Below are 23,005 nucleotides of genomic sequence, written 5' to 3' on the forward strand. Positions count from 1 at the left end.
GGCATCGGTTCGGGCGCCGAACACTATTGATCAGCGGGCGCTTGCTACTTAATAAATGGTGCGGTCGGAGAGACTCGAACTCTCACACCTTGCGGCACCAGAACCTAAATCTGGCGTGTCTACCAATTCCACCACGACCGCGTTGCCTCAGACAGGCACTCTAAACAATATTCGCAACTTGTTGATTTGGCAGTGATTTTTATCAAAATCATCTTACCCGCTGCGAGAAGGGTGGCAATTTTGCCACAGTCGCACGCGAGGTTCAATAAAAGAGTTTAACAATCCCCAATTCGGGGGATGGCAATCAGAGCAACGGCACCGGCGGTGAAGGCTAGATTCGCCGTGGGGCGAGCCCCGGCAGGCACCAAAAAGCTCTGCTCGGCGGCCAGGGCCTGACCGGCGTAACTGACCCCGGTACCAATGCTCATCAGCAGTTGATAGCGGGACTGACGCGCCAGGGAAAGCTCGCAAGCCTGCTCGGCGCTGTAGCGCCAGACTTCAAAGTCAGAAAAGTCGACAATCTTTTGTGCCTTTAGCCCTTCGACGGGGCAAAACTCCTCACCCAGCGACTGCTCTGCCGCATCCAGGGCAACATTTTGCAGCGCTTCTTCGGTGTCCCAGTGACTTTGGGTCAGCACTTTCTGGGCAAAGGACAAGATTTTGCGCTCGTAGACCGGAGTTTGAAATTCTACCGTGCGAACCCCGTGCAATAGCGAATGGGGAGTATGGCAAGGCACCTGAACAACATCCCCGACGCTTAAGGGCATCACCTGTATAAAACTCTCCATTGCGCGCCGAAGCTGCAGCTCTTGGTGTTGCAGGTCGGCGGGTAACTGTTCCATCCAGGCGTTTAAACTTTCCGGCGGAACCGGATCTGAAATGGCCACACCGGCCGCGCGCTTTAACTGATCCAGTCGCTCATCGATATGGCGGCGCACTCGCTCGTAATCTTGCACCGCCTTTAAGTAGGCCTGCTTAAAGGCATCATCATTGCCATACTGGCTCCGCTGTGCCTGATTAAAGCCATAGCGAATGCCCCCCTGCCCCTCGGGCCATGCGCGCTCATCCACATGAGTGACAACATAAACCTCTTGCTTGTGCTCGTGCATCTCAAAATACAGATCGCCGTACACTTCATCGGGCAAGGGATCGAGAATTTTCAGCAAGGTCAGCTGCTCGGGCGCCCCGGCCGAAAAACGCTGGGGTGCGAGTGCCAGCAGCCAGGGAAGAGGAATGGAGCGACTCTCGTCGCCCACCCGGGCAACACCGCGAGCTTCCATGCCAGTGAACCAAATTTCCCGTCCCCAGGGCTTGGGAATTGTCACAGGCAATAGACTCACAGCACGCTCTATGTACAGCACGGGTGTATCAAACCATTGCTCCAGTTCACCCAAAGCCGCGCCTGGCGACATCTGTTCCACAAAGGCACGGGTAGCTTCAGACTCTTCCAGCAAACAAGCCTGAAGCCCACACTGCCCCATACCCACCACGGCAATTAAGTGAATGAGCTCAGGCTCAGCGAGGTAAAAAGCGAAGTGAGAAAACTGCAACGCGCTCAGCTCACTGTGACCGGCCTTGGCGATATCGAGCAAAAAACGTTCGGGAACCTCGGCGGAATGGATTTTCAATGGACAACACCCAGCTTACAAAATAGCGCAGTTTACCAGATCAGCAGCGCTCCAGGATGGTGGAGATGCCCTGCCCCAAACCGATGCACATAGTTGCCAGCCCGAAGGTGGCATCGCGGCGCTCCATGACATTGAGCAGCGATCCGGTGATACGCGTACCGGAACATCCGAAGGGGTGACCTAGTGCGATAGCACCACCATGTACATTCACCTTCTGATCCATGTCATCCAAAAGCTCAAGGTCTTTTAATACCGGCAGTGCCTGAGCCGCGAAAGCCTCGTTTAACTCTACGTAATCGATATCCGTCATGCTCAGTCCCACCTGGGCCAGAGCTTTTTGCGTGGCCGGAACCGGGCCATAGCCCATAATAGAAGGATCTACCCCGGCAATGGTTTGTGCGATAACCCGGGCTTTGGGCGCAAATCCCAGCTCCTGGCATTTCTGATAGGACATAACCAACATAGCCGACGCGCCATCGGACAGCTGCGACGAACTGCCCGCCGTCACCTTGCCGTTTTTGGGGTCAAACACTGGCCGCAGAGCCGCCAGCCCCTCCAGGGTTGTGTCTTCACGAATAGTCTCATCGTCGCGCACCATTACCGTATTACCGGTTTCATCGTGTCCGGCGACAGGGATAATTTCAGAGTTGAATAAACCTTCGCGGCGCGCACGAGCGGCGAGCTGGTGGGAGCGCAGAGAAAGCTCATCCATTTGCTCGCGGCTTATACCGTGAAGCTGGGAGAGATACTCGGCGGTGACTCCCATATTGCCAGCCGCTTTCGCTACCGATAGCCCGAGCCTGGGGTTGGGATTAATCGCCTCGTACATGGGTAAATGGCCCAGATGCTCTACCCCGCCCACCAAATAAACAGCCCCCAACCCCGCTTTAATATTGGCGCTGGCGGTATGCAGAGCGGCCATGGAGGAACCGCACAAACGGTTAACCGTTTGTGCGGGCACAGAATGCGGAATACCCGCGAGCAACGCGGCGTATCGCGCAATGTTAAAGGCTTGCTCTTCGCGCTGAAGCACACAACCCCAAATCACGTCGTCAATGTCAGCCGCATCCAGCGCATCGTTTCGCTTTAGCAGCGCCGCCATCACGGCGGCGGATATATCGTCAGCGCGCGAATGACGGAAGCAACCATTTTTAGAACGGCCCATGGCGCTGCGGGCAAAATCGACAATGACCGAATCATTTGGCTGTAATTTCACAATTGCCTCCATTAATAGTAGCTAGCTGACTGCTGCGCTTTTTCGAGCAGCAATTCGGCGGGTTGATACAAAGGCCCAAGCGCTTCAAAGACACGCATTTTATCGAGCAATTCAACCGCCCCCAATTGATCCACCCAGTGAAAAACGCCGCCGATATGAGGCGGGAAACCCGTGCCATAAACCATGGCCATATCCGCTTCGGCCGCCGAATCCACTACCCCTTCCTGCAGGCACCGGTTTAGCTCGTTGACCATGGGAATCATCATTCGCAATACAATGTCTTCATCACTTACAGTGGAATCGGTATTCGCATCAATGCCTGCCAATTGCAGAGCATTGGGATTCACCGCTTTTACCGGCTTGCCTTTTTTATCGGTGTCATAGCAGTAAAAGCCCGCTTGGGATTTTTGTCCCAGCAGCTTCTGATTAAACAGCTTTTCCGTAATTGAAGTGTAGTTGCGCTGCAAACGGTCGGGGTAACCCTCGGCCATTACCTGCTCGGCGTGGATCGCGGTATCGATCCCGACCACATCCAACAAGTAGGCGGGCCCCATCGGCCAGCCAAAGTTTTCCATAACCCGGTCAATGCGCTGAAAATCCACCCCGTCTCGCACCAACATCGCAAAACCAGAAAAGTAGGGAAACAAAACCCGGTTGACTAAAAACCCCGGGCAGTCGTTTACCACAACCGGCTTCTTGCCCAAAGCCAAAGCATAGGCCACCACGCTTGCGATTGTGTCGTCTGAGGTTTTTTCACCACAAATAACCTCAACCAGCGGCATTGCGTGAACCGGATTGAAAAAATGCATACCGCAAAACTGCTCGGGCCGCGCCAATGATTGCGCCAATGCGCTGATTGAAATGGTCGACGTATTGCTCGCCAAGACAGCGGCCTCGTCGAGCACCTGCTCCACTTCTTGCAAAACCTTTTGCTTGATTTCGCGGTTTTCTACCACCGCCTCAACCGCGAGATCAATGTGGTTAAAATCATCATAACCCAGGGTCGGATTGATGCGTACTAAGGCCTCTGCCATTGCCTTAGAATCCATTCGGCCTCGCTCTACCTGCTTAGCTAACAGTTTACTGGCTTCGGTAAGCCCCAGATCCAGCCCCTTTTGCTGCACATCTTTCATTACCACATGCACGCCAGAGACCGCCGACTGATAGGCAATGCCGCCGCCCATTATGCCGGCGCCCAAAACCGCCGCTCTGTCGCACTTGCCCTGAGCCTTGGCGGCCCACTTTTTGGCTTTGCGCATGAGCGCCTGGTCGCTCAAAAATACGGTCACCAAGGCCTTGGCCGTTGAACCCAGAGCGACCGATAAAAAATACTTCATTTCGATCACCAGGGCTTCATTCCGCTCACAGGAGGCAGCCTCTTGCATGGCCTTGATCGCTGCGACCGGAGCGGGATAATGTTTACCCGCTTTCGCAGCAACAAACCCTTTCGCCGATTCGAACACGAGCCCCGCCTCGATACGGTTTAACGCCAAGGGGGAATGTTTTACGCCGCGTCGGCCCTTATATTCTCGCTCACCGGCCGCGACCTGCGCGATAATATCGCGAGCAGCGGGAATCAACTGATCTTTGGGCACCACGGCATCCAGAACACCGACATTAAGCGCATCGGCGGCGTTAAATTGTTTGCCACTGCTAATCCACTCAATCGCCGTGTCGGCACCCGCCAAACGAGGTAAACGTACCGTGCCGCCCCAACCCGGGATAATACCCAGCTTAACTTCGGGCAAGCCCAGCTTTGCCCCAGGTTCTGCCACACGAAAATCACACGCAAGCAGCAGCTCCATGCCGCCGCCCAAAGCCATTCCATTGACACACCCCACCGTAGGGAAAGGTAAGGCCTCCAGGCGATTCAGATTATCGATATTTTTTTGCAAAAATCCGCTTACCGCCTTTTCGCCTTGAGCAAATAGAGGCTGAAACTCGGCGATATCGGCGCCGAGAAAAAAATCTTTTTTATCGCTGGAGATTATCAGCCCATCAAGCTCCACCGATTCCAATTCGGTCAGCGCCTGCCTTAACTCGTCGACCGCTTGGGAGGAGAAAATATTAACCGACTGCTGCGAGCTAAACTGCAAATTGGCGATGGCACCATCGACCACGAGTTTCAGAGTGTTTCCGGTAAACATGAAGCCCTCCTATATTTGAAGGTCAGAACGTATGAGAGTGTCGATAGCAACGAGTTGCTAATCGACGCTATTAATCTTCTGCGGCCGAGGCCACCAAAACCACAGCGCGCTCACTCTGCGAAAGATTGAGCGCTTTAAACGGTGTATAGGCGCGCAAATAAAAGGAATCACCGGGCTCAAGGGTCTGCACTTTCACCCCGATGCTTAGCAAAATGCGCCCGGAAAACACGCTGCCCACCTGATCAAAAAAGCTGGTTAAAGGCGCATCCCCCGAATTCGTACCCGGTTCAAAACATAAATGTTTAAGTGTTACCCGGCGCTGGGGCAACTGTTCAGCCACCATTTGCATATAGCCGTAGGGCTTGCTGTGCCGGGGCATCTCCTGCGGCGAAAAAAAGCTCTCGCTGTCATCGGCAACCCCGCAGGAAAAAAAGTAGGATAGCGTCATAGGAAACCCCGCCAGCACCTTTTCTAACGACTGAATGCTGGGGCTCACCTGCCCCTGCTCAATCATGGAAATACTGCTGTTGGTTACGCCCGCTCGCTTGGCCAGCTCACGTTGGGACAAGCCATTGGCCTCGCGTATGGCTTTTAGCTTCAACCCCAGCTGAGCAGAGAGATCAGACATATCTCAACCCGTTTTTATTTTAGAATGACGTGCGCCGATAAGTTCGATAGCGCGGATACCAAAAGTTGGCTTCAACCCGTTCAGCAATCAACGTATCGGGCACAGGAACCGCCACTTCGTCGGCTATGGCCTGGTGATAAACCGCTACGGCTATAGTTTTACTGACCTCGCGGATGTCTTTTAGATCGGGCAACAGCGGACCTGATCCAGTGTTAGCCAGAGGCGACAGTTCGGCCAGAGCCCGAGCCGCCGCCAGCATCATGGCATCGGTCACTTTGCTCGCTTTAGCGCTGATGACTCCGAGGCCAACGCCGGGGAAGATATAGCTGTTATTGCACTGCGCGATTTCATGAATGGCGCCGCCCATATCCACCGGGTCAAAAGGACTGCCGGTAGCCACGATCGCCTGCCCCGAGGTCCAGCGCAAAATATCAACCGGATTGGCCTCGACCCGGCTGGTAGGATTAGACAGAGGTAAAATCACCGGGCGCTCACAGTGAGCCTGCATGGTTTCAATCACCGCTTTATTAAAAAGCCCGGGCTGGCCGGAAACACCCACCAGTACCGTGGGCTGAGCATTGCGCACCACATCCGTTAGCCCAATACGGCCCGGCTTGTCTAACAACCAATCCGCCACCAGGCGGTCGGATTTACAGAACTCCTCTTGGAAAGAGAATAAACCCGCACTACTCTGCGTTAGTAAGCCGTCGCGGTTAAGCAGGAAAATACGGGCTAAAGCCTGATCGCGACTGAGCCCTTCAGCGCACATTTCATCGACAATCTGGCTAGCGATACCACAACCGGCGGAGCCGGCACCTGCGAACACAAAGGTTTGCGCCGATAGTTTTTCTTTTTTCACATGGCAGGCAGCCAACAATGTCCCCACCGTGACCGATGCAGTACCCTGAACATCATCGTTAAAACAGCACAGCTCGTCGCGATATTTATGCAACAAAGGCGTGGCGTGGGTCTGGGCAAAATCTTCAAATTGCAACAGAGCGTTGGGCCAGCGAACTTTCACCGCCTGAATAAACTGGTCGACAAAATCATAGTATTCCTGGTCACTGATTCGCTCGTGGCGCCACCCCATGTACATGGGGTCGTTCACCAGCTGGCGGTTGTTACACCCCACATCCAGAACCACTGGCAAAGTGTAAGCAGGGCTGATCCCGCCGCAGGCGGTATACAAGGCGAGCTTGCCAATGGGAATGCCCATGCCGCCAATACCCTGATCACCCAAACCGAGAATACGCTCACCATCGGTTACCACAATCACTTTCACATTGTGCTTGGTAGCGTTTTGTAAAATATCATCCAAACGATCGCGGTCGGGGTAGGACACAAACAGACCGCGCTTGCGACGATATATTTTGGAAAATAACTCACACGCTTTGCCCACGGTGGGCGTATAAATGAGTGGCATCACCTCTTGCAGGTGCTCAGTGACCAGGCGAAAGTAGAGTGTCTCGTTGGTGTCCTGGATGTTGCGCAAATAAATATGCTTGTCGATATCCGACTTAAACGAGCACAGCTGCTCGTAGGCACGAGCCTTTTGTTCCTCAATTGTCTCAATGCTGTAAGGCAACAGCCCTTCCAAATTAAATTGCTGACGCTCCTGGCGACTGAAAGCGCTGCCTTTGTTCAGCAGCGGCGCCTCAAGCAAGGCGGGGCCAGCGAAAGGAATATAAATGGGTCGCGAGTTCACTCTATCTCCTTGAATATAAAACGTTTACGCGCTACGGGGAAACGGCGGCCGCCTGCAGAGTCGGTGCACCGGACGAATCGGTCATAAATAGGATGCCGTTTTCCCAACGGATCCGATGCACACCGGGTAATACGGACACTAGCCTTGCCTCTTGATTCATCAGTGCAGGCGGGCAGCTCATGCGCGTGCTGCCGATATCATCGGCAATCTGTAATTTATCGCCCTCTAATGTGTAGCGCCCAAAGATTCGATTACAGCTGCCATTGCCGAAAAATTGTCCGTCGGCGGCAAACGTCAATTGCGCCGGGCTGTAATCGATGACGCCGTCTCCGGCAATGTACTCGATCTGCCAGCTTTGGGTGGTTAAGCGTGTGCTCAGATCGCTGTCGTTCTTTTGAGTGTGTGTACATGCCACCATAAGTAATCCCGTGCCCAGTAGGGCTGCTCGGTTTAACCATTGACGCATCTTTCTTTGACTCCTCGCATTTCTGTGACTCTTCGCAAACCGGCTATTAAGCCGGAGAATGACAGATGTGGGAAATACTGCTGAGACTATTGTTAAGATCTTAGCCAGTTTTGCCGTAAATTACACGCGGCCCATACAAAAACACCGAGCAGAGCCCGGTGTTTAGTCAAAACGCGTTAGCGGCCCATGCCGGGTGGCAAACCACCACCGCCGCCAGGCATCATACCGCCGAGGCCGCGCATCATTTTTGCCATGCCGCCGCCTTTCATTTTTTTCATCATTTTGGCCATTTGCTTGTGCTGCTTCAGCAAGCGGTTCAGGTCCTGAATATTGGTCCCCGAGCCCTGAGTAATACGGCGCTTACGAGAGCTGGTTAAGCCATCTGGGTGCTTGCGCTCCCAGGGGGTCATTGAGCCGATCAGCGCCTCCATGACCTTAAACTGCTTACCCATATCGGCCTGTTGCATCATTTGCCCCATGTTGCCCATGCCCGGCAGCTTGTCTAACAGACCGCTCATACCGCCCATGTCCTGCATCTGCTGTAACTGATCGCGCAGATCTTCCAAATCAAAGCTCTTGCCGGTTTTCACCTTCTTAACCAGCTTCTCGGCCTTATCTTTGTCAATCTTGCGCTCGGCCTCTTCGATCAGCGACATGACATCGCCCATACCGAGAATGCGCGAGGCAATCCGATCCGGGTGGAACGGCTCGAGCGCATCCACCTTTTCCCCCATCCCTAAGAATTTGATGGGTTTACCGGTAACGTGGCGTACCGACAAAGCGGCACCGCCGCGCGCATCGCCATCGGCTTTGGTCAACACCACGCCGGTCAGCGGCAGCGCTTCATTAAAAGCTTTGGCGGTGTTGACGGCGTCCTGGCCGATCATGGCATCGATAACAAACAAGGTCTCCACCGGATCGCTGACCCGATGCAGCTGCTTGATCTCATCCATCAGGGTGTCATCAATGTGCAGTCGGCCCGCGGTATCGATAATCAGCACATCAAAAAACTGGCGCTTAGCGTGATCGATAGCGGCATTGGCAATGGCCTCAGGCTTGTCCGCCTCGGTAGAAGGGAAGCACTCTACTCCCACCTCCGTTGCCAACGTTTGCAGCTGTTTAATGGCTGCGGGGCGATAGACATCGGCACTGACCACCAGCACTTTCTTCTTTTCGCGCTCGGTTAAAAACTTGGCCAGCTTGGCCACCGAGGTAGTCTTACCCGCCCCCTGCAAACCCGCCATCAGAATAACGGCGGGTGGACGCGTCGCCAAATTCAACGACTCATTCGCCTCGCCCATGACTGCAACCAGCTCGGACTCGACGATTTTCAAAAACTGCTGACCGGGGTTGAGGGATTTACCCACCTGGGTCCCCAGCGCCCGCGAGCGAACCCGGCCCACAAAGTCTTTTACCACGGGCAGCGCGACATCAGCCTCCAGCAGCGCTTTGCGAACTTCTCTGAGTGTCGCTTGAATATTATCGTCGGTTAGCCTGGCCTTACCGGTAATTTTTTTAAACGTTCCCGCTAGCCGATCTTGCAAATTATCGAACATAAGTACACTACGCCTAGGTCAATCTTTAACCAATTTAAAAGTTTTCAGGTGGTTACCTTAATGCGAGCATTATAACGCCTTAGCCGCCTGTAATACTATTGACCGCCCCGATCCGACTGATTCTCATTTATATGGCTTCTCTTGAACCCCATCCTGTGCGAAACTTCGGCGTTCGCAACCACAAGACCACTTATAGCAGCTGACGCATTAATGTTTGTATTACTCACCAACTTAACAGCCATTGCGCTGTATTTGCTCGCCTGGAGCTATTTACTGCGCAGTCTGAAACGGGCGTCTACTCCCCAGCGTTGGGTGTATGTAAGCCTGACTGGGCTCGCTGTCGCGGCCCACGGGGCTGGCTGCTATCGGCTGATCAACACCCCCGACGGGCTGGCTTTGCAGCTTTTCGCAATGATGTCGTTGGTGTTTTGCTGCGTCAACTTGATCGTTTTATTCAGCTCATTGCGAAAGCCGGTGCACAACCTCTTCCTCTTGCTATTCCCGCTGGCAACCCTGGCCATCGGAGCATCCCTGGCTTTTACCGGCAATGCCAACCTAGTTTCTCTCACATTGGGCCTCGCCAGCCATGTACTGCTATCCATTACCGCCTACAGTGTGTTTATCGTAGCGACTTTTCAGGCACTGTTTCTCGCGCTGCAAAACTACCGTTTAAAACACAAACGAACCCTGGGCCAGGTTAAGCTACTTCCGCCGCTACAAACGATGGAGGCATTATTGTTTGAAATGCTCTGGGCGGGCCAGATACTGCTGACCGCATCCATCATTTCGGGCATTGCTTTCGTCGACGATTTATTCGCCCAGCACCTGGCTCATAAAACCGTATTCACCATTGCCGCCTGGATTATCTACAGTGTTTTGCTTTGGGGGCGTCATAAGCTGGGGTGGCGAGGATATACCGCTATTCGCTGGACGCTGGTTGGTTTTGCTATGTTAATGCTGGCCTATTTTGGCAGCAAACTGGTACTGGATTATATTCTTTAAGCCGGTTGCGCCAGCAGGGCATCTGCTGCAAGATAGCCGGCCCACGGGCAACACAGGCATTTGACACCCTTGAACAACATTTCTTTAGAGCTGCTTTTTGCCATCCTTACCGGCTTACTGGTGATCTCGGCCTTTTTCTCCAGTTCGGAGACGGCCATGATGGCGATTAATCGCTATCGGCTTAAACACCTCAGCAAAAAGGGTGATCGCGCCGCCCAGCGCGTCGAACAGCTGCTGCAGCGACCAGATCGCCTGATCGGCCTGATTCTGATCGGCAACAATCTAGCGAACAACTTCGCGGCCATTGTGGCGGCCATGATCGGTGTGCAACTGCTGGGCTCTGATACCGGCCCGGCTGTCGGCGGCCTGGTGCTGACACTTTTTATGTTGGTGTTTGCCGAAGTGGCGCCCAAAACTTTAGCCACCCTCTATCCCGAGCGCATCTCCTTTTTTGCCAGCCTAATTCTCAAGCCCCTGTCTTACCTGCTCCGCCCGGCGGTTGTATTGGTTAACAGTATCTCCAATGGTGTTACCAAGCTGTTCGGGCTGGATAAGACTCACAGCGGAATGGAACACCTTGACCCGGACGAGTTGCGCACTGTCGTCGATGAAGCGGGCGAGCTGATTCCAGACCAGCACCAGGGAATGCTCCTGAATATTCTGGATCTGGAGAAATCCAACGTCGAGGATATTATGATTCCTCGTAACGAGGTCGCGGGCCTGGACCTGGAGGATAGCGTCGATGTGCTGCTAGAGAAAATCAGAACCTCCGAATACACCCGCCTGCCCGTCTACACGGGGGATCTTAATAACGTTGCCGGCATCCTGCACCTTCGCAATGTGGCGCGTTTTCTCAATGGCGCCGACACCGAGGTCACGCGCGAACAAATAATCAGTTACGCCGACGAGCCCTACTTTGTCCCCGAGTCTACCCCCCTTCACACTCAGCTTCTGAACTTTCAAACCCAAAAAAGCCGTATCGCGCTAGTGGTCAACGAGTATGGCGAGGTACAGGGCATTGTCACCATGGAAGACTTACTGGAAGAGATTGTGGGGGACTTCACCACCAATATTGCCGAAGATACCGAGCAGGACATTATTGCCGAAGCCGACGGCTGGTTCCGTATTCACGGCGGTACTTTCATACGGGATATCAACCGGCATATTGACTGGTCACTCCCCACCGACGGCCCCAAAACCCTAAACGGCTTGGCGATGGAGTTGCTCGAGCGTATTCCCGACGGCAACATCAGCTTTCAGATGGATCAGTACCTGTTTGAAACAGAGGAAATTTCAGACAAAATGGTCACCTGGTTCCGGGTAAAAATGCTCGACGCCAATCAGTGAACTAGCTGAATTAAGAACCAGGAACCAGTCGTTAGAACTAACCATTAAACATTGAGAATAAAAAGGACAGACAGCTAACGGCGGCGAGTCAGCAAATGCAGCAACCATCCTGTGAAAGCCGCCAGAGCGATTAGCATCCCTAAAAGCGCAAAAGCGATCAAAGCGTAAGTCGCGACATCTTTTAAGCTAACGCCCCAGCCCCAGACCGCCAGACCGATAAAACAGGCACAAGCGAGAAAACAGGTGGCCGCCAAGCGCCGGTACCGCCCTAAACTTCGGAACAATCGCATCAACGCCCGCCCTGCTTGTCAGAAGCCAAGCTTTCTTTATAGCGGCGCGCACCGGCGAGTGACTCGGCGTTGTATACATTGCTGTAGCCACGCGCTTTGAGCACCTGTAAAGCGATATCCGCCCGCCGCCCGCTACGACAATAAAGCACTACGGGGGCGTTCTTGGCCAACGCCAGGTCGTCAATTTGCTTGCCGATCTGCTCATGGGGAATATTTAGCGCCCCATCTAAATGCCCGCCCGCGTACTCTTCAGCCGTGCGGACATCGATCCAGGTCACTTTTTCTTGCCCGGCGCTGACCGTAACCGCCATCAGCATCGCCACAACGGCCAGAATCTTGCCAATAAGTTTCATCACACCACCTTTGGTTTCGGTGAATTATTTACTCCCGACGCCACTTAGTTCCCTTAGCGGAATCTTCTAAGACAATGCCGGCGGTGGTTAATTCATCGCGAATCGCATCGGCCCGAGCAAAGTCTTTATCAGCTTTGGCCTGAGCGCGCTCGGCAATTAAACGCTCGACCTGATCGGCGGGCATAGCATCACTCCCGGCTTCCTGCAAAAAGCTTTCGGGCTCGCTGTTTAACAGCCCCAGCACCTGTCCCATGGCCTTTAATGCGGCGGCCATGGGACGAGCGCTCGGCTCGTCTTTTTCGGCATTGACGGCACGTGCCAACTCGAACATAGCGGCCAGCGCTTCACGGGTATTAAAATCATCGTTCATGGAATCCACAAAACGTTGATAGTAAGGGTCATTGTTTAAATCACCCAACTCCGCGGATTCTAGTGCGCCAAAGCGGCGCAGCGCGCCGTAAAAGCGATCCAGCCCTGACTTGGCCTCAACCAAATTATCCTCTGAATAATTGATGGGGCTGCGATAGTGGCTGCTGATTAATAAATAGCGCACTACCTCGGGATGGTACTTTTGCAACACATCGCGAATAGTGAAAAAGTTGCCCAAAGACTTGGACATTTTTTCCCCGTCCAGACGCACAGCCCCGGCGTGCATCCAATAGTTGGCGTACTGGCAACCATTGGCGGCTTCGCTTTGGGCAATTTCATTCTCATGATGAGGAAACGGTAGGTCCGGCCCCCCACCATGAATATCGAAATTGCTTCCCAGGCAATGTTTGCTCATGGCAGAGCATTCAATATGCCAACCGGGACGGCCGAACCCCCAGGGCGACTCCCAGCCCGCTTCGTCCTGTTCGGCGGCCTTCCATAGCGCGAAGTCACGAGGGTCTTCTTTCTCACTGGCAATATCCACCCGCGCCCCGGCAAGCAATTCATCGGGGTTTTTGTTGGTTAACTTACCGTATTCATCAAAGTGCGCCACGCGGTAGTAAACATCACCATTGGCAGCACGGTAGGCGTAGTCCTTTTCTACCAGCGTTTTAATCATGGCGATGATATCGTCCATATGCGCTGTTGCTCGAGGTTCTTGCGAGGGCCGCAAAATTCCCAAAGCGGCTTCGTCTTCGTGCATGGCCTCGATAAATCGAGCGGTTAACTCGGTGTATTGCTCGTTATTTTCCTGAGCACGGACCAAAATTTTATCGTCGATATCGGTAATATTGCGCACGTAATTTACATCCCACCCTTGCGAGCGCAAATAGCGGGTAATGACATCAAAAGCGACCAGAACCCGGGCATGGCCAATATGACAGTAGTCGTAAACGGTCACACCACAGACGTAGAACCCAACCTTGCCCGCAACCAAGGGGGTAAACGTCTCTTTTTTTCCGCTCAGGGTGCTGTAGATTTTTAATGTCATAACGAACTTAACTACCGATTGTAAAATTAATGTTGCTGGGAAATTTTGGCCCAGCTGTCTCTTAGGCTAATGGTGCGATTAAAGACCGCTCGCCCCTGCTCGCTGTAGTGCTCATCCAAACAAAAGTAACCCTCGCGCTCGAACTGATAGGCGCTTTCGGGCTTGGCATCCACCAGCGAAGGCTCCGCCATGCAGTTATTCAGCAGCTGCAAGCTTTCGGGGTTGATCGCCTGGAGAAAATCCGTATCGCCACTGCCCGGATTGGCCTCAATAAACAGGCGGTCATACAAACGAACATCGCAGGGGATGTGATTGCTGCCGCACACCCAGTGAATCACCCCCTTGGGTTTAACACCATCTTCAGGGTCGCAGCCCACGGTGTTTTCAATCACTCGCGCCAGTACTTCGATAATATTGCCGTCGGCATCCTTGACGCAGTCTTCGGCCTCAATCACATAGGCGTTACGCAGACGTACTCGCTTGCCAATCACTAGACGCTTGTACTTTTTATTGGCCTCTTCACGGAAATCCTCGACATCGATGTAAAGGGTGCGTGAAAACGGCAACTCCCGCGTGGCAAAATCATCGCGATTGGGATGCCCCGGGGCGACGAAAGTTTCTATCTTATCTTCCGGGTAATTGGTCAGCGTCACTTTGAGCGGGCGCAACACACACATGGCACGCGGGGCATTTTTGTCCAAATCATCGCGCACGCAGTACTCGAGCATGCCCACATCCACCACACTGTCAGAACGGGTCACCCCAATACGCTCACAAAAATTGCGCAAGGCCGCCGGGGTATACCCGCGGCGACGCATACCCGAAATGGTCGGCATGCGCGGGTCGTTCCAGCCGTCCACATGCCCTTCATCCACCAGCTGACGTAACTTGCGCTTGCTGGTGACCGTGTAGTTTACATTGAGCCGGGCAAATTCATATTGCTTAGGCTCCGCGGGCACCGGCAAGTTGGCGATAAACCATTCATACAAGGGCCGGTGATCTTCAAACTCTAGCGTACAAATTGAATGGGTAATCCCTTCTATCGCGTCGCTCTGACCGTGAGCAAAATCGTAAGATGGATAAATACACCACTTGTCGCCGGTATGGTGATGACGAACTTTTTTGATTCGATAGATAACCGGATCGCGCAAGTTAATATTAGGCGCGGCCATATCGATTTTGGCGCGCAGCGAGCACTGGCCTTCGGCAAACTCACCGGCGCGCATTTTTTCAAATAACGCCAAGTTCTCATCGACACTGCGATCGCGATAAGGACTGTTGCGCCCGGGCTCGGTCAAGGTGCCGCGATACTCACGGGCCTGATCGGGCGACAGATCACAGACATAAGCTTTGCCCGCGCGGATTAACTCCAGCGCCCACTCATGCAAGGTGTCGAAATAGTCAGAGGTAAAACGTATGTCGCCGGCCCACTCAAACCCCAACCAGGTGACATCGCGTTTAATTGACTCCACAAACTCGTCACTTTCTTTTTCGGGGTTGGTGTCATCAAAACGTAAATTACACTGGCCGCCAAACTGCTCGGCCAAACCAAAATTAAGGCAGATCGACTTGGCATGGCCAATATGCAGATACCCGTTCGGCTCGGGAGGGAAACGGGTGGTAATGGATGTTACCTGCCCCTCATCCAAATCGCGTTTGAGGATATTTTGGAGAAAGTGTGACGGCTTTTCCGTTGCAGAAGGCTTGTCCGTGTGAGGAGTATCGCTCATATACCTGGTAATCCAACTCAATAATGAAATAAATAACGATGGCCTATTGTATAACCTGGAGGTTAATTTTGCCTAACCAGGCCTAAGGCGCTGACAGTGTCGAGCGGTAGTCGCCCCGGCGTTGCAATTGGTATTCCCGCACGGCCTTATTGTGGGCCTCAAGCGTATCGGAAAATACATGAGTGCCGTCGCCCTTGGCGACAAAATAGAGCGCACTGCCGGGCTCTGGGTGCAGGGCCGCGTAGAGCGCCCCCTCGCCCGGCAAAGCAATCGGCGTAGGAGGAAGGCCACTGCGGGTATAGGTATTGTAAGGTGTATCGCGGCGCAAATCGGCCCGCCCGATCTTGCCCTGATACTGCTCACCCATGCCATAGATCACAGTGGGGTCTGTCTGTAACCGCATTCCCCGCTGTAAACGACGGACAAATACACCGGCGATTTTACGCCGCTCCCAGGAAGCGCCTGTCTCGCGCTCTACCACCGAAGCCATCACCAGCGCTTGGTAGGGTGTTTCATAGGGCAAGCCCGGATCGCGCTCGGGCCATAAACGCTCCAGGTGCGACTGCATCTGCCCATAGGCGCGCTTTAATATCGCTACGTCAGTGTCGCCGCCGTGGTACTGATAGGTATCCGGGAAAAACCAACCTTCGGGATGATCAATCGGCAAATCCAAAAGCGCCAATTGCTCGGCGGCCGTTTTACCTTGCAGCAGACTTTTTACCCGAGGCGCCTGGGCCAGAGCATTAACGGCCTGAGCGAAAGTCCAACCTTCAATCAAGGCCACCGAATACTCAATAACATTGCCCGTATGAAAAATAGTGACAAACTGGGCAGGGGTCGTGCCGGGCTGCAGCTGATAATCACCGGCGCGTACATGAGACTGCCCTGTTATTCGGGCGTAAAGCAACAGCACCTTAGGATGCTCAATAAGCCCCCGCGCTTGAAAATCGCGCACTGCGCTACCCAAACTGCTACCCCAGGACAGCTGATAAACGAGACCTTCGTCGCCTAACACCATGGGCTCGTGAAGCCAGGAATTAAAATACTTATAGGCCCCAAACCCCGCTACCAGCAGCGCCAGCAGGCCTAGCAAGAGACATTTTTTAATGAGATTAACGGCCAGCTGTACCATTAACGTATTGCCTTACTCAGATAGTCGCGCACGGCCTTTTGCAAAGCTAAACCGCGCTCGGTTGATTCACTTTCCCAGAAGAGCCCGCCCTCGGCATCACAGATACGAGCAATCGGCTGAACCCCTTTGAGGCTGTTGCATATAAACGCCTCCCTTGCATCGCGCAAGGTTTCCAGGGTAACGCGCCCCACCCGGCTAAGGTTGGCGGGGATAACGCGGTTTAGTAATAGCTCGCGCATCACGCCATTCACACCCGCCTCGGTCAAATCCGGGGTAAGCCACTGGTTGTCGTGCCAGACGAATACATTGTGCGCAGTTGCTTCAATCACGGCGCCCGTGTCATCGCACATCAAACCCTCAGCAATGGCCGGATCGGTCCACTCAGAACGCGCTAACACCTGCTCTAAACGGGACATATGTTTATGCCCGGCCAAAAGCTTGTTACGCCCCAAGGTGGCCTCGCATAACCGCACGACACAGGGCGATGCAGCAGGCAAAGACGCATCGGCAAAGTAAATGACGATAACTCGACTTTGCTCTGCGCCGACAGGACTGTAGCCCCGGCCACCCAGGCCACGGGTCAACATAATTTTGATAACCCCCTGGGACTCCGGGGTCAGCGCGTCGTAAAGCGGCTCCAGAGATTGCTGCAAGTGAGATTGCGCCAGTGGAATCGATAACGCCCGAGCCGAGCGCCGGAGGCGAGATACATGCCAGTCGAGCAGCGGCATAACACCGCCACGCAAGCCAATGGTTTCAAACAAGCCATCGCCGTAGGCGAAACCGCGATCGAGGGGAGAGACCCCCTCGGCTCGCTGACCATCAACCCAGATAAGCGGTGCATTCATCTCGGCCATTACATGCCTTTAGAAAGGTGCAGCCAGAACTAACCGTCTGCTAGTCCACGCGGTTAAAAATCAATGAGCCATTGGTGCCGCCAAAGCCAAAGGAATTAGACAGCACGGCGTTGATTTTGCGCTCTTGGGCGGTGTGAGGAACCAGATTGATATCACACTCTTCGTCTGGATTGTCCAGATTAATCGTGGGCGGCGCCACCTGATCGCGAATGGCCAGAACACTAAAAATAGCCTCGACCGCGCCAGCGGCGCCCAGCAAGTGACCAATCATGGATTTGGTAGAACTTACCGCCACCTGATCCACAGCCGCGCCCATAATCGACTTGACTGCGCGACACTCGGCCACGTCCCCGGCGGGTGTGGAAGTGCCGTGAGCATTGATGTAGTGAATATCGGCGGCATTGATTCCGGCATCGGTAATGGCGTTTTGCATCGACAGCGCCGCGCCCGAACCATCGGCCGGGGGTGACGTCATGTGGTAGGCGTCGCCACTCATGCCAAACCCAGTCAGCTCGGCGTAGATAGTGGCACCGCGCGCCTTGGCGTGTTCGTATTCTTCCAGCACCATAACACCCGCGCCATCACCCAGCACGAAACCGTCACGATCTTTATCCCAGGGGCGGCTCGCCGCCTGAGGATCGTCGTTGCGATTGGAAAGCGCGCGCGCAGCGGCAAAACCACCCAAGCCTACGGGTGTCGTGGCCATCTCGGCGCCACCGGCCAGCATCACATCCGTCTCACCGTACATAATGGAGCGCGCCGCCAGACCAATGCAGTGGGTCCCGGTGGTGCATGCTGTAGTCACGGCGAGGTTGGGTCCACGCAGACCATAGTGGATAGACAGATTACCGGCAATCATATTGATAATGGCGCCGGGGACAAAGAACGGCGACATGCGGCGCGGCCCTTTGTGCTCTACCACCAAGGTGCCGTCTTCGATGGTGCCTATGCCACCAATGCCCGAACCGATAGAAACGCCCATTCGGGCGCTGTTTTGTTCGGTCACTTCCAGTCCGGAATCGCGCATGGCCTGAATACCGGCAACCATACCGTACTGAATAAAGCGGTCCATTTTGCGCGCGTCTTTGGCGGCAAAGTAACCGTCAACCGAAAAGTCTTTAACCGAGGCCGAAAATTGAGTGCTGAATGCCGAGGCATCAAAAGCGGTAATGGGAGCCACACCACTTTTACCTTGTAAGATTCCATCCCAGGTTTCGGCGACAGAATTTCCCAGTGGACTGACCATACCCAGTCCGGTAACCACTACTCTTTTACGCGACACTTCACTCATTCTCCGTAGCGGATGCGCGATCGCTCCGCTGGTTAAATACATCTTTTTATACGCTTTTGCCCATACCCAAATGACAAAAGAAAAAGCCGTACTATTTTACAATAATACGGCTTCCGCAAAATCTGGATTCAAAGAATACGCAGATTAGGCCAGATTGGCATTGATATAATCGATGGCCAATTGAACGGTGGTGATTTTTTCGGCTTCTTCATCTGGAATTTCAGTTTCAAATTCTTCTTCCAGAGCCATCACCAGCTCTACAGTGTCCAGAGAATCCGCGCCCAAATCTTCAACGAAAGAAGCCTCGGCTTTCACTTCCTCTTCTTTAACGCCCAGTTGCTCAGCAACGATTTTTTTTACGCGTTCTTCAATGCTGCTCATGATCTAATTCAACTCCTAGTAGGTAGTATCGACGAAACCGTCACCCGAACCACAGTGGCGGTTCCAGATTGTCTACGGCGAAATCGACGCGCATTTTACATCGAATTTCACCGTGTTGTAACGCATCGGGCAAAAAAACTTTGCCCTTGTGATATTTTTTTATAAAAAACAATCACTTAAAAAAACAATTAACCCATGTACATGCCGCCGTTAACCTGAATCGTCTCACCTGAAACATAGCCTCCGGCGTCAGAAGCCAAAAAGCAGACAACCGCAGCGATCTCTTCGGGCTTGCCCAGCCTGCCAAGGGGAATACGATTTAGCAAGTCCGCTTTTTGCTCGTCGGGCAATCCACGCGTCATATCGGTATCGATAAAGCCCGGCGCCACCGTATTTACAGTAATGCCGCGCGAGCCCACTTCCGATGCCAGAGAGCGCGCAAAACCGGCGACACCGGCTTTGGTGGCGGCATAGTTGGCTTGCCCTGGATTCCCCATTGAGCCGACCACCGACCCCACATTAACGATGCGACCCCAGCGCGCCTTCATCATTCCACGAAGCACCGCTTTACTGAGACGATAGACCGCACTGAGATTGGTATTGATGACATCAAACCACTCTTCGTCAGACATCCGCATCAGCAAGTTGTCTTTGGTGATACCGGCATTGTTAACCAAAATTGTGGGCACGCCATACTCATCGGCAATCGCCTTGAGCACACCCGCGATCGAATCGGCGTCGGTCACATTGAGCACCATACCCGCGCCCTTGTGGCCGGCACCGGCAATGCGATCGGATATCGTGGCGGCACCTTTTTCACTGGTGGCGGTGCCGATCACAATGGCCCCGGCAGCGCCCAGCTGATCGGCAATGGCCGCGCCAATACCGCGGCTTGCGCCGGTTACTAAAGCAACTTTACCTTCTAAATTCATAACTTCACCTTACTTCCTTAATGTAAATTCTATGCACTGAGGGCGCTGTCAAAATCTGCCGGAGTCTCGAGTGATACCGCGCTCAAGGAACGGTCAATACGTTTGGCGAGCCCCGCCAAAACTTTTCCCGGACCACATTCGACCAACTGCTCAACCCCCGCCGCTTTCATCGCCGCCACACAGTCAACCCACAACACCGGCGAGTAAATCTGCTCAATCATCAAAGCTTTAATCTTGGCCGGATCAGTCTCGGTAGCACCATTGACGTTGTGCACGACCGGAACCTCCGGCGCGTTAAACTCGGTCTGCTCCACGGCCGAAGCCAGCTTATCGGCTGCAGGCGTCATCAACGAGGTGTGAAAAGGCGCACTTACCGGCAACGGCAAGGCGCGCTTGGCGCCAGCGTCTTTACAGGCTTGCATGGCGCGCTCAACGGCGGCGGCGTGCCCCGCAATAACCACCTGTCCAGGCGAGTTAAAATTAACTGGCGCCACTACTTCATCGCCCGCCTGAGCTTCACAAGCGGCTTTAATGTCGTCGTCCGCCAGACCAATAATCGCCGCCATGGCACCAACACCTGCCGGGACGGCTTCCTGCATTAACTTGCCGCGCTCGCGCACCAACGCGACCGCGTCGGTAAAGGCCAGCACACCGGCGCACACCAGCGCCGACCACTCACCCAAGCTGTGCCCTGCCATCAGCGCCGGGGTGGCGCCGTCGCGCTCTTGCCACACACGCCAACAGGCGACGCTGGCGGTCAGCAGCAACGGCTGGGTGCATTCGGTTAGGTTAATGGCCTCCTGAGTGCCATTTTGCACAGCGTCCCACAGATCATAGCCCAGAACCTGCGAGGCCTCGCGAAAGGTTTGTTCGACAACAGGATACTGGCTGGCCAACTCGGCCAACATACCAATTTTTTGCGATCCCTGACCGGGAAAGACAAAAGCAAGATTTGCAGTGGTCATAAATATTAACTCTATTATTGAAACGAATTACTGAGCCGCCACAGCATTGGCAATGGTGCCAGGCACATCTCGCCTGGCCTGCTGTGCGGCCAATTCGAGAGCGTTGATGGTAGCCTCAACCCCAGCGCCCCCGTGACTTTTCACCACGACGCCGTTCAAGCCCGCCAAAACGGCGCCATTATAAGCATCGGGATTAAATTCTTGGCGCCAGCGGCGCAAAATAGGCCAAATTAAAACACCCGCTACGCGCCCGGAGAAAGACGAAAAGCTGTGCTGAATTCGCCGCCCCAGCACCCGGGCCACCCCCTCGCTGGTCTTAAGGGCAATATTGCCACTAAACCCATCGCAGACAATCACCTCAACCGAGCCGGTAAAAATGGAGTCCGCCTCGACCGACCCCTGGAAATTGAGCTCGGGCGCCGCCTCAAGTAACTCGGCCGCCTCGCGAATAAGACGCGTGCCCTTACCCGCTTCCGAGCCGATATTAAGCAGCGCGATGCGCGGATTATCGTAACCCGATGCACGCGCCTGAATCTGACCCATACGGGCAAATTGCAATAACTGCTGAGCACTACAGTGCAGGTTCCCGCCCAAATCCAGCATAAGCGTGTACCCAGACTCAACGGGCATCGACTTACTGAACGCAGGCACTTCTACGCCGGGAATCACCCCTAAAACCCGCCGACTGATCAGCATTAATGCGCCGCTATTGCCCGCACTGACACAGGCTTGAGTCCGGCCATCGGCCAGCGCCTGCAACGCCTGCCACATAGAGGACTCGCGCCCATGGCGCAGGGTGTGCCGGGGTTCGGCGTCCATAGCAATAACGTCACGACAGGGGTGGATACTGATATTGTCAGCCAGCACCGTGCGGCCAGCCGCCCGCTTAATCGCCTCGGCATCGCCAAACAGCGTTAGGTGGGAATCGGGGGAGCGGTGCGCAAATTTTTGCGCAGCGGGGATAGTAATACGGGGACCGAAGTCCCCGCTCATCGCATCAAGTGCTAGTCGTATTGGAGCAGACAATGTGAAATCGTCGCGCCAGACTGGCTTACTCGTCAGCGACTTTGTCGATCACCTTGCGGCCACGGTAGAAACCGTCGGCGCTCACATGGTGACGCAGATGTTTTTCACCACTGGTGGGATCTACAGACAAAGTCTGCCCGGTCAGCGCATCGTGCGAACGACGCATACCGCGCTTAGAACGTGTCTTCTTGCTTTTTTGAACGGCCATGATTAACTCCTATATGACAAAAAACTGAAGCTGGGGCGCCTCTGGTAGACCCTGCTACTTTTTCGGCGTTCCTTTAAGTTGCTCCAGAACTTGAAACGGGTTTTGCTTGGGCTTTTCGTCCGCCTTAGCGTCCGGCGCCTCACTGACAAAGTGTTCACTGGGAACACACGCATGATCGTGATAAGCCACCGCCGGCAAACTCAGCAACAGCTCTTCTTCGACAATGTCGTAAAAGTCAGCTGCACCCTCACCTACAATCCAAGGATCCAAATCGCGCGGCAAGGCCCGAGCCTGATCCTCACTCCACACAATTCCGAGCCTGATGTCGCCGCGCAAGGGCTTTTTCACGATATCCAAACAGCGTTGGCAGATCAGTGCGACCTCGCCCTCCACTGTTCCCTCGAGAACCCTTTTGTGGTCTTCATCAACCCCGAACGATAAAACGACGTTAAAACTTGCCTTATCTTCCACCACCTCTTTAAGACGTGGCAGCTCCTCAAGATCCACAGTACCTGCGAGCTCAACGCCCTGTTGGGCGTATTTGCGCGGGTCTCCCCGGCGCGGTAATGACTGATTTGAGGGTGCTTGGGACATAAGCGCGCAATAATAGGGAGTTGGGAACGCTCTGTCAAAGAGAAATCCCCCTTTAGAGGCAATTATTTACCTCTAACACTAAAGAAAGGCCCTTCACCAATGCCATAATGCGCCTTTTACCTCGAAGGAGT

Annotated in this window: 22 protein-coding genes and 1 tRNA gene; 2 read left to right on the plus strand and 21 right to left on the minus strand. The window is 54.1% G+C overall.

Going from position 1 to position 23,005, the window contains the following annotated elements; all coding sequences use genetic code 11:
* Positions 1-56 precede the first annotated feature (56 nt).
* The 8 genes from M6D89_RS04420 to ffh form a co-directional block, all read right to left on the minus strand.
* Positions 57-141: transfer RNA gene (locus M6D89_RS04420), tRNA-Leu, on the minus strand.
* 134 nt (positions 142-275) lie between these two features.
* Entirely contained in the window at positions 276-1,628 is a 1,353-nt protein-coding gene (locus M6D89_RS04425) for a hypothetical protein (protein WP_253966814.1), read from the minus strand.
* A 40-nt stretch (positions 1,629-1,668) separates the two neighbouring features.
* Positions 1,669-2,844 carry an acetyl-CoA C-acyltransferase FadA gene (fadA, locus tag M6D89_RS04430; protein WP_253966815.1) on the minus strand — a complete coding sequence of 392 codons (1,176 nt, stop codon included), beginning with the start codon at positions 2,842-2,844 and terminating at the stop codon, positions 1,669-1,671.
* 11 nt (positions 2,845-2,855) lie between these two features.
* The gene (fadB, locus tag M6D89_RS04435) at positions 2,856-4,991 is read right to left on the minus strand and encodes a fatty acid oxidation complex subunit alpha FadB (protein WP_253966816.1); all 2,136 of its coding nucleotides are present in this window, start codon (positions 4,989-4,991) and stop codon (positions 2,856-2,858) included.
* A gap of 70 nt (positions 4,992-5,061) precedes the next feature.
* On the minus strand, positions 5,062-5,619 hold the full coding sequence (locus M6D89_RS04440) for a helix-turn-helix domain-containing protein (protein ID WP_253966817.1): 558 nt from the start codon (positions 5,617-5,619) through the stop codon (positions 5,062-5,064).
* Between the two features lie 19 nt (positions 5,620-5,638).
* Complete coding sequence (locus tag M6D89_RS04445) at positions 5,639-7,324, minus strand: NAD-dependent malic enzyme (RefSeq protein ID WP_253966818.1); 1,686 nt, start codon at positions 7,322-7,324, stop codon at positions 5,639-5,641.
* A 31-nt stretch (positions 7,325-7,355) separates the two neighbouring features.
* The gene (locus tag M6D89_RS04450; protein ID WP_253966819.1) at positions 7,356-7,790 is read right to left on the minus strand and encodes an META domain-containing protein; all 435 of its coding nucleotides are present in this window, start codon (positions 7,788-7,790) and stop codon (positions 7,356-7,358) included.
* 176 nt (positions 7,791-7,966) lie between these two features.
* Positions 7,967-9,346, minus strand: coding sequence for a signal recognition particle protein (gene ffh, locus M6D89_RS04455; protein ID WP_253966820.1), 1,380 nt, complete (start codon positions 9,344-9,346; stop codon positions 7,967-7,969).
* Between the two features lie 210 nt (positions 9,347-9,556).
* Here ffh and M6D89_RS04460 point away from each other — a divergent pair, with 210 nt between their 5' ends.
* Both M6D89_RS04460 and M6D89_RS04465 read left to right on the plus strand, forming a co-directional pair.
* Positions 9,557-10,348, plus strand: coding sequence for a cytochrome C assembly family protein (locus tag M6D89_RS04460; protein ID WP_253966821.1), 792 nt, complete (start codon positions 9,557-9,559; stop codon positions 10,346-10,348).
* A gap of 69 nt (positions 10,349-10,417) precedes the next feature.
* Positions 10,418-11,695 carry an HlyC/CorC family transporter gene (locus tag M6D89_RS04465; RefSeq protein ID WP_253966822.1) on the plus strand — a complete coding sequence of 426 codons (1,278 nt, stop codon included), beginning with the start codon at positions 10,418-10,420 and terminating at the stop codon, positions 11,693-11,695.
* A 74-nt stretch (positions 11,696-11,769) separates the two neighbouring features.
* Here M6D89_RS04465 and M6D89_RS04470 read toward each other — a convergent pair whose 3' ends face one another.
* The 13 genes from M6D89_RS04470 to M6D89_RS04530 all read right to left on the minus strand — a co-directional run bounded on the left by M6D89_RS04470 (position 11,770) and on the right by M6D89_RS04530 (position 22,874).
* On the minus strand, positions 11,770-11,985 hold the full coding sequence (locus tag M6D89_RS04470; protein WP_253966823.1) for a hypothetical protein: 216 nt from the start codon (positions 11,983-11,985) through the stop codon (positions 11,770-11,772).
* Positions 11,985-12,338, minus strand: coding sequence for a rhodanese-like domain-containing protein (locus tag M6D89_RS04475; protein ID WP_253966824.1), 354 nt, complete (start codon positions 12,336-12,338; stop codon positions 11,985-11,987). Before M6D89_RS04475 ends, M6D89_RS04470 begins: the two co-directional genes overlap by 1 nt.
* 28 nt (positions 12,339-12,366) lie before the next feature.
* Positions 12,367-13,758 carry a cysteine--tRNA ligase gene (gene cysS / locus M6D89_RS04480; RefSeq protein ID WP_253966825.1) on the minus strand — a complete coding sequence of 464 codons (1,392 nt, stop codon included), beginning with the start codon at positions 13,756-13,758 and terminating at the stop codon, positions 12,367-12,369.
* Between the two features lie 26 nt (positions 13,759-13,784).
* Positions 13,785-15,488: a glutamine--tRNA ligase/YqeY domain fusion protein gene (locus M6D89_RS04485; RefSeq protein WP_253966826.1), complete on the minus strand. Its 1,704-nt coding sequence runs from the start codon at positions 15,486-15,488 to the stop codon at positions 13,785-13,787.
* Between the two features lie 82 nt (positions 15,489-15,570).
* Positions 15,571-16,620 carry an endolytic transglycosylase MltG gene (gene mltG / locus M6D89_RS04490; RefSeq protein WP_253966827.1) on the minus strand — a complete coding sequence of 350 codons (1,050 nt, stop codon included), beginning with the start codon at positions 16,618-16,620 and terminating at the stop codon, positions 15,571-15,573.
* Positions 16,620-17,477: an aminodeoxychorismate lyase gene (gene pabC, locus M6D89_RS04495; protein WP_253966828.1), complete on the minus strand. Its 858-nt coding sequence runs from the start codon at positions 17,475-17,477 to the stop codon at positions 16,620-16,622. The genes mltG and pabC overlap by 1 nt, the downstream gene beginning before the upstream one ends.
* Positions 17,478-17,517: 40 nt before the next feature.
* Positions 17,518-18,759: a beta-ketoacyl-ACP synthase II gene (gene fabF, locus M6D89_RS04500; RefSeq protein WP_253966829.1), complete on the minus strand. Its 1,242-nt coding sequence runs from the start codon at positions 18,757-18,759 to the stop codon at positions 17,518-17,520.
* A 153-nt stretch (positions 18,760-18,912) separates the two neighbouring features.
* Complete coding sequence (gene acpP, locus M6D89_RS04505) at positions 18,913-19,149, minus strand: acyl carrier protein (protein WP_253966830.1); 237 nt, start codon at positions 19,147-19,149, stop codon at positions 18,913-18,915.
* A gap of 188 nt (positions 19,150-19,337) precedes the next feature.
* Entirely contained in the window at positions 19,338-20,081 is a 744-nt protein-coding gene (fabG, locus tag M6D89_RS04510; RefSeq protein ID WP_253966831.1) for a 3-oxoacyl-ACP reductase FabG, read from the minus strand.
* 29 nt (positions 20,082-20,110) lie between these two features.
* Positions 20,111-21,046: an ACP S-malonyltransferase gene (gene fabD / locus M6D89_RS04515; RefSeq protein ID WP_253966832.1), complete on the minus strand. Its 936-nt coding sequence runs from the start codon at positions 21,044-21,046 to the stop codon at positions 20,111-20,113.
* 27 nt (positions 21,047-21,073) lie between these two features.
* On the minus strand, positions 21,074-22,072 hold the full coding sequence (gene plsX / locus M6D89_RS04520) for a phosphate acyltransferase PlsX (RefSeq protein ID WP_256504430.1): 999 nt from the start codon (positions 22,070-22,072) through the stop codon (positions 21,074-21,076).
* A gap of 25 nt (positions 22,073-22,097) precedes the next feature.
* The gene (gene rpmF, locus M6D89_RS04525; RefSeq protein ID WP_253966834.1) at positions 22,098-22,280 is read right to left on the minus strand and encodes a 50S ribosomal protein L32; all 183 of its coding nucleotides are present in this window, start codon (positions 22,278-22,280) and stop codon (positions 22,098-22,100) included.
* Positions 22,281-22,334: 54 nt separating this feature from the next.
* The gene (locus M6D89_RS04530; RefSeq protein WP_253966835.1) at positions 22,335-22,874 is read right to left on the minus strand and encodes a YceD family protein; all 540 of its coding nucleotides are present in this window, start codon (positions 22,872-22,874) and stop codon (positions 22,335-22,337) included.
* Between the last annotated feature and the right edge of the window lie 131 nt (positions 22,875-23,005).

This window comes from Gilvimarinus xylanilyticus, assembly GCF_024195295.1.
GTDB lineage: Bacteria > Pseudomonadota > Gammaproteobacteria > Pseudomonadales > Cellvibrionaceae > Gilvimarinus > Gilvimarinus xylanilyticus.

Excerpts from the sequence above, each read along its gene's own strand:
- fadB (WP_253966816.1), bottom strand. The coding sequence starts at position 4,991 with ATGTTTACCGGAAACACTCTGAAACTCGTGGTCGATGGTGCCATCGCC.
- M6D89_RS04440 (WP_253966817.1), bottom strand. The coding sequence starts at position 5,619 with ATGTCTGATCTCTCTGCTCAGCTGGGGTTGAAGCTAAAAGCCATACGC.
- M6D89_RS04450 (WP_253966819.1), bottom strand. The coding sequence starts at position 7,790 with ATGCGTCAATGGTTAAACCGAGCAGCCCTACTGGGCACGGGATTACTT.
- ffh (WP_253966820.1), bottom strand. The coding sequence starts at position 9,346 with ATGTTCGATAATTTGCAAGATCGGCTAGCGGGAACGTTTAAAAAAATT.
- M6D89_RS04460 (WP_253966821.1), top strand. The coding sequence starts at position 9,557 with ATGTTTGTATTACTCACCAACTTAACAGCCATTGCGCTGTATTTGCTC.
- M6D89_RS04470 (WP_253966823.1), bottom strand. The coding sequence starts at position 11,985 with ATGCGATTGTTCCGAAGTTTAGGGCGGTACCGGCGCTTGGCGGCCACC.
- M6D89_RS04475 (WP_253966824.1), bottom strand. The coding sequence starts at position 12,338 with ATGAAACTTATTGGCAAGATTCTGGCCGTTGTGGCGATGCTGATGGCG.
- cysS (WP_253966825.1), bottom strand. The coding sequence starts at position 13,758 with ATGACATTAAAAATCTACAGCACCCTGAGCGGAAAAAAAGAGACGTTT.
- M6D89_RS04485 (WP_253966826.1), bottom strand. The coding sequence starts at position 15,488 with ATGAGCGATACTCCTCACACGGACAAGCCTTCTGCAACGGAAAAGCCG.
- mltG (WP_253966827.1), bottom strand. The coding sequence starts at position 16,620 with ATGGTACAGCTGGCCGTTAATCTCATTAAAAAATGTCTCTTGCTAGGC.
- pabC (WP_253966828.1), bottom strand. The coding sequence starts at position 17,477 with ATGGCCGAGATGAATGCACCGCTTATCTGGGTTGATGGTCAGCGAGCC.
- acpP (WP_253966830.1), bottom strand. The coding sequence starts at position 19,149 with ATGAGCAGCATTGAAGAACGCGTAAAAAAAATCGTTGCTGAGCAACTG.
- fabG (WP_253966831.1), bottom strand. The coding sequence starts at position 20,081 with ATGAATTTAGAAGGTAAAGTTGCTTTAGTAACCGGCGCAAGCCGCGGT.
- fabD (WP_253966832.1), bottom strand. The coding sequence starts at position 21,046 with ATGACCACTGCAAATCTTGCTTTTGTCTTTCCCGGTCAGGGATCGCAA.
- rpmF (WP_253966834.1), bottom strand. The coding sequence starts at position 22,280 with ATGGCCGTTCAAAAAAGCAAGAAGACACGTTCTAAGCGCGGTATGCGT.
- M6D89_RS04530 (WP_253966835.1), bottom strand. The coding sequence starts at position 22,874 with ATGTCCCAAGCACCCTCAAATCAGTCATTACCGCGCCGGGGAGACCCG.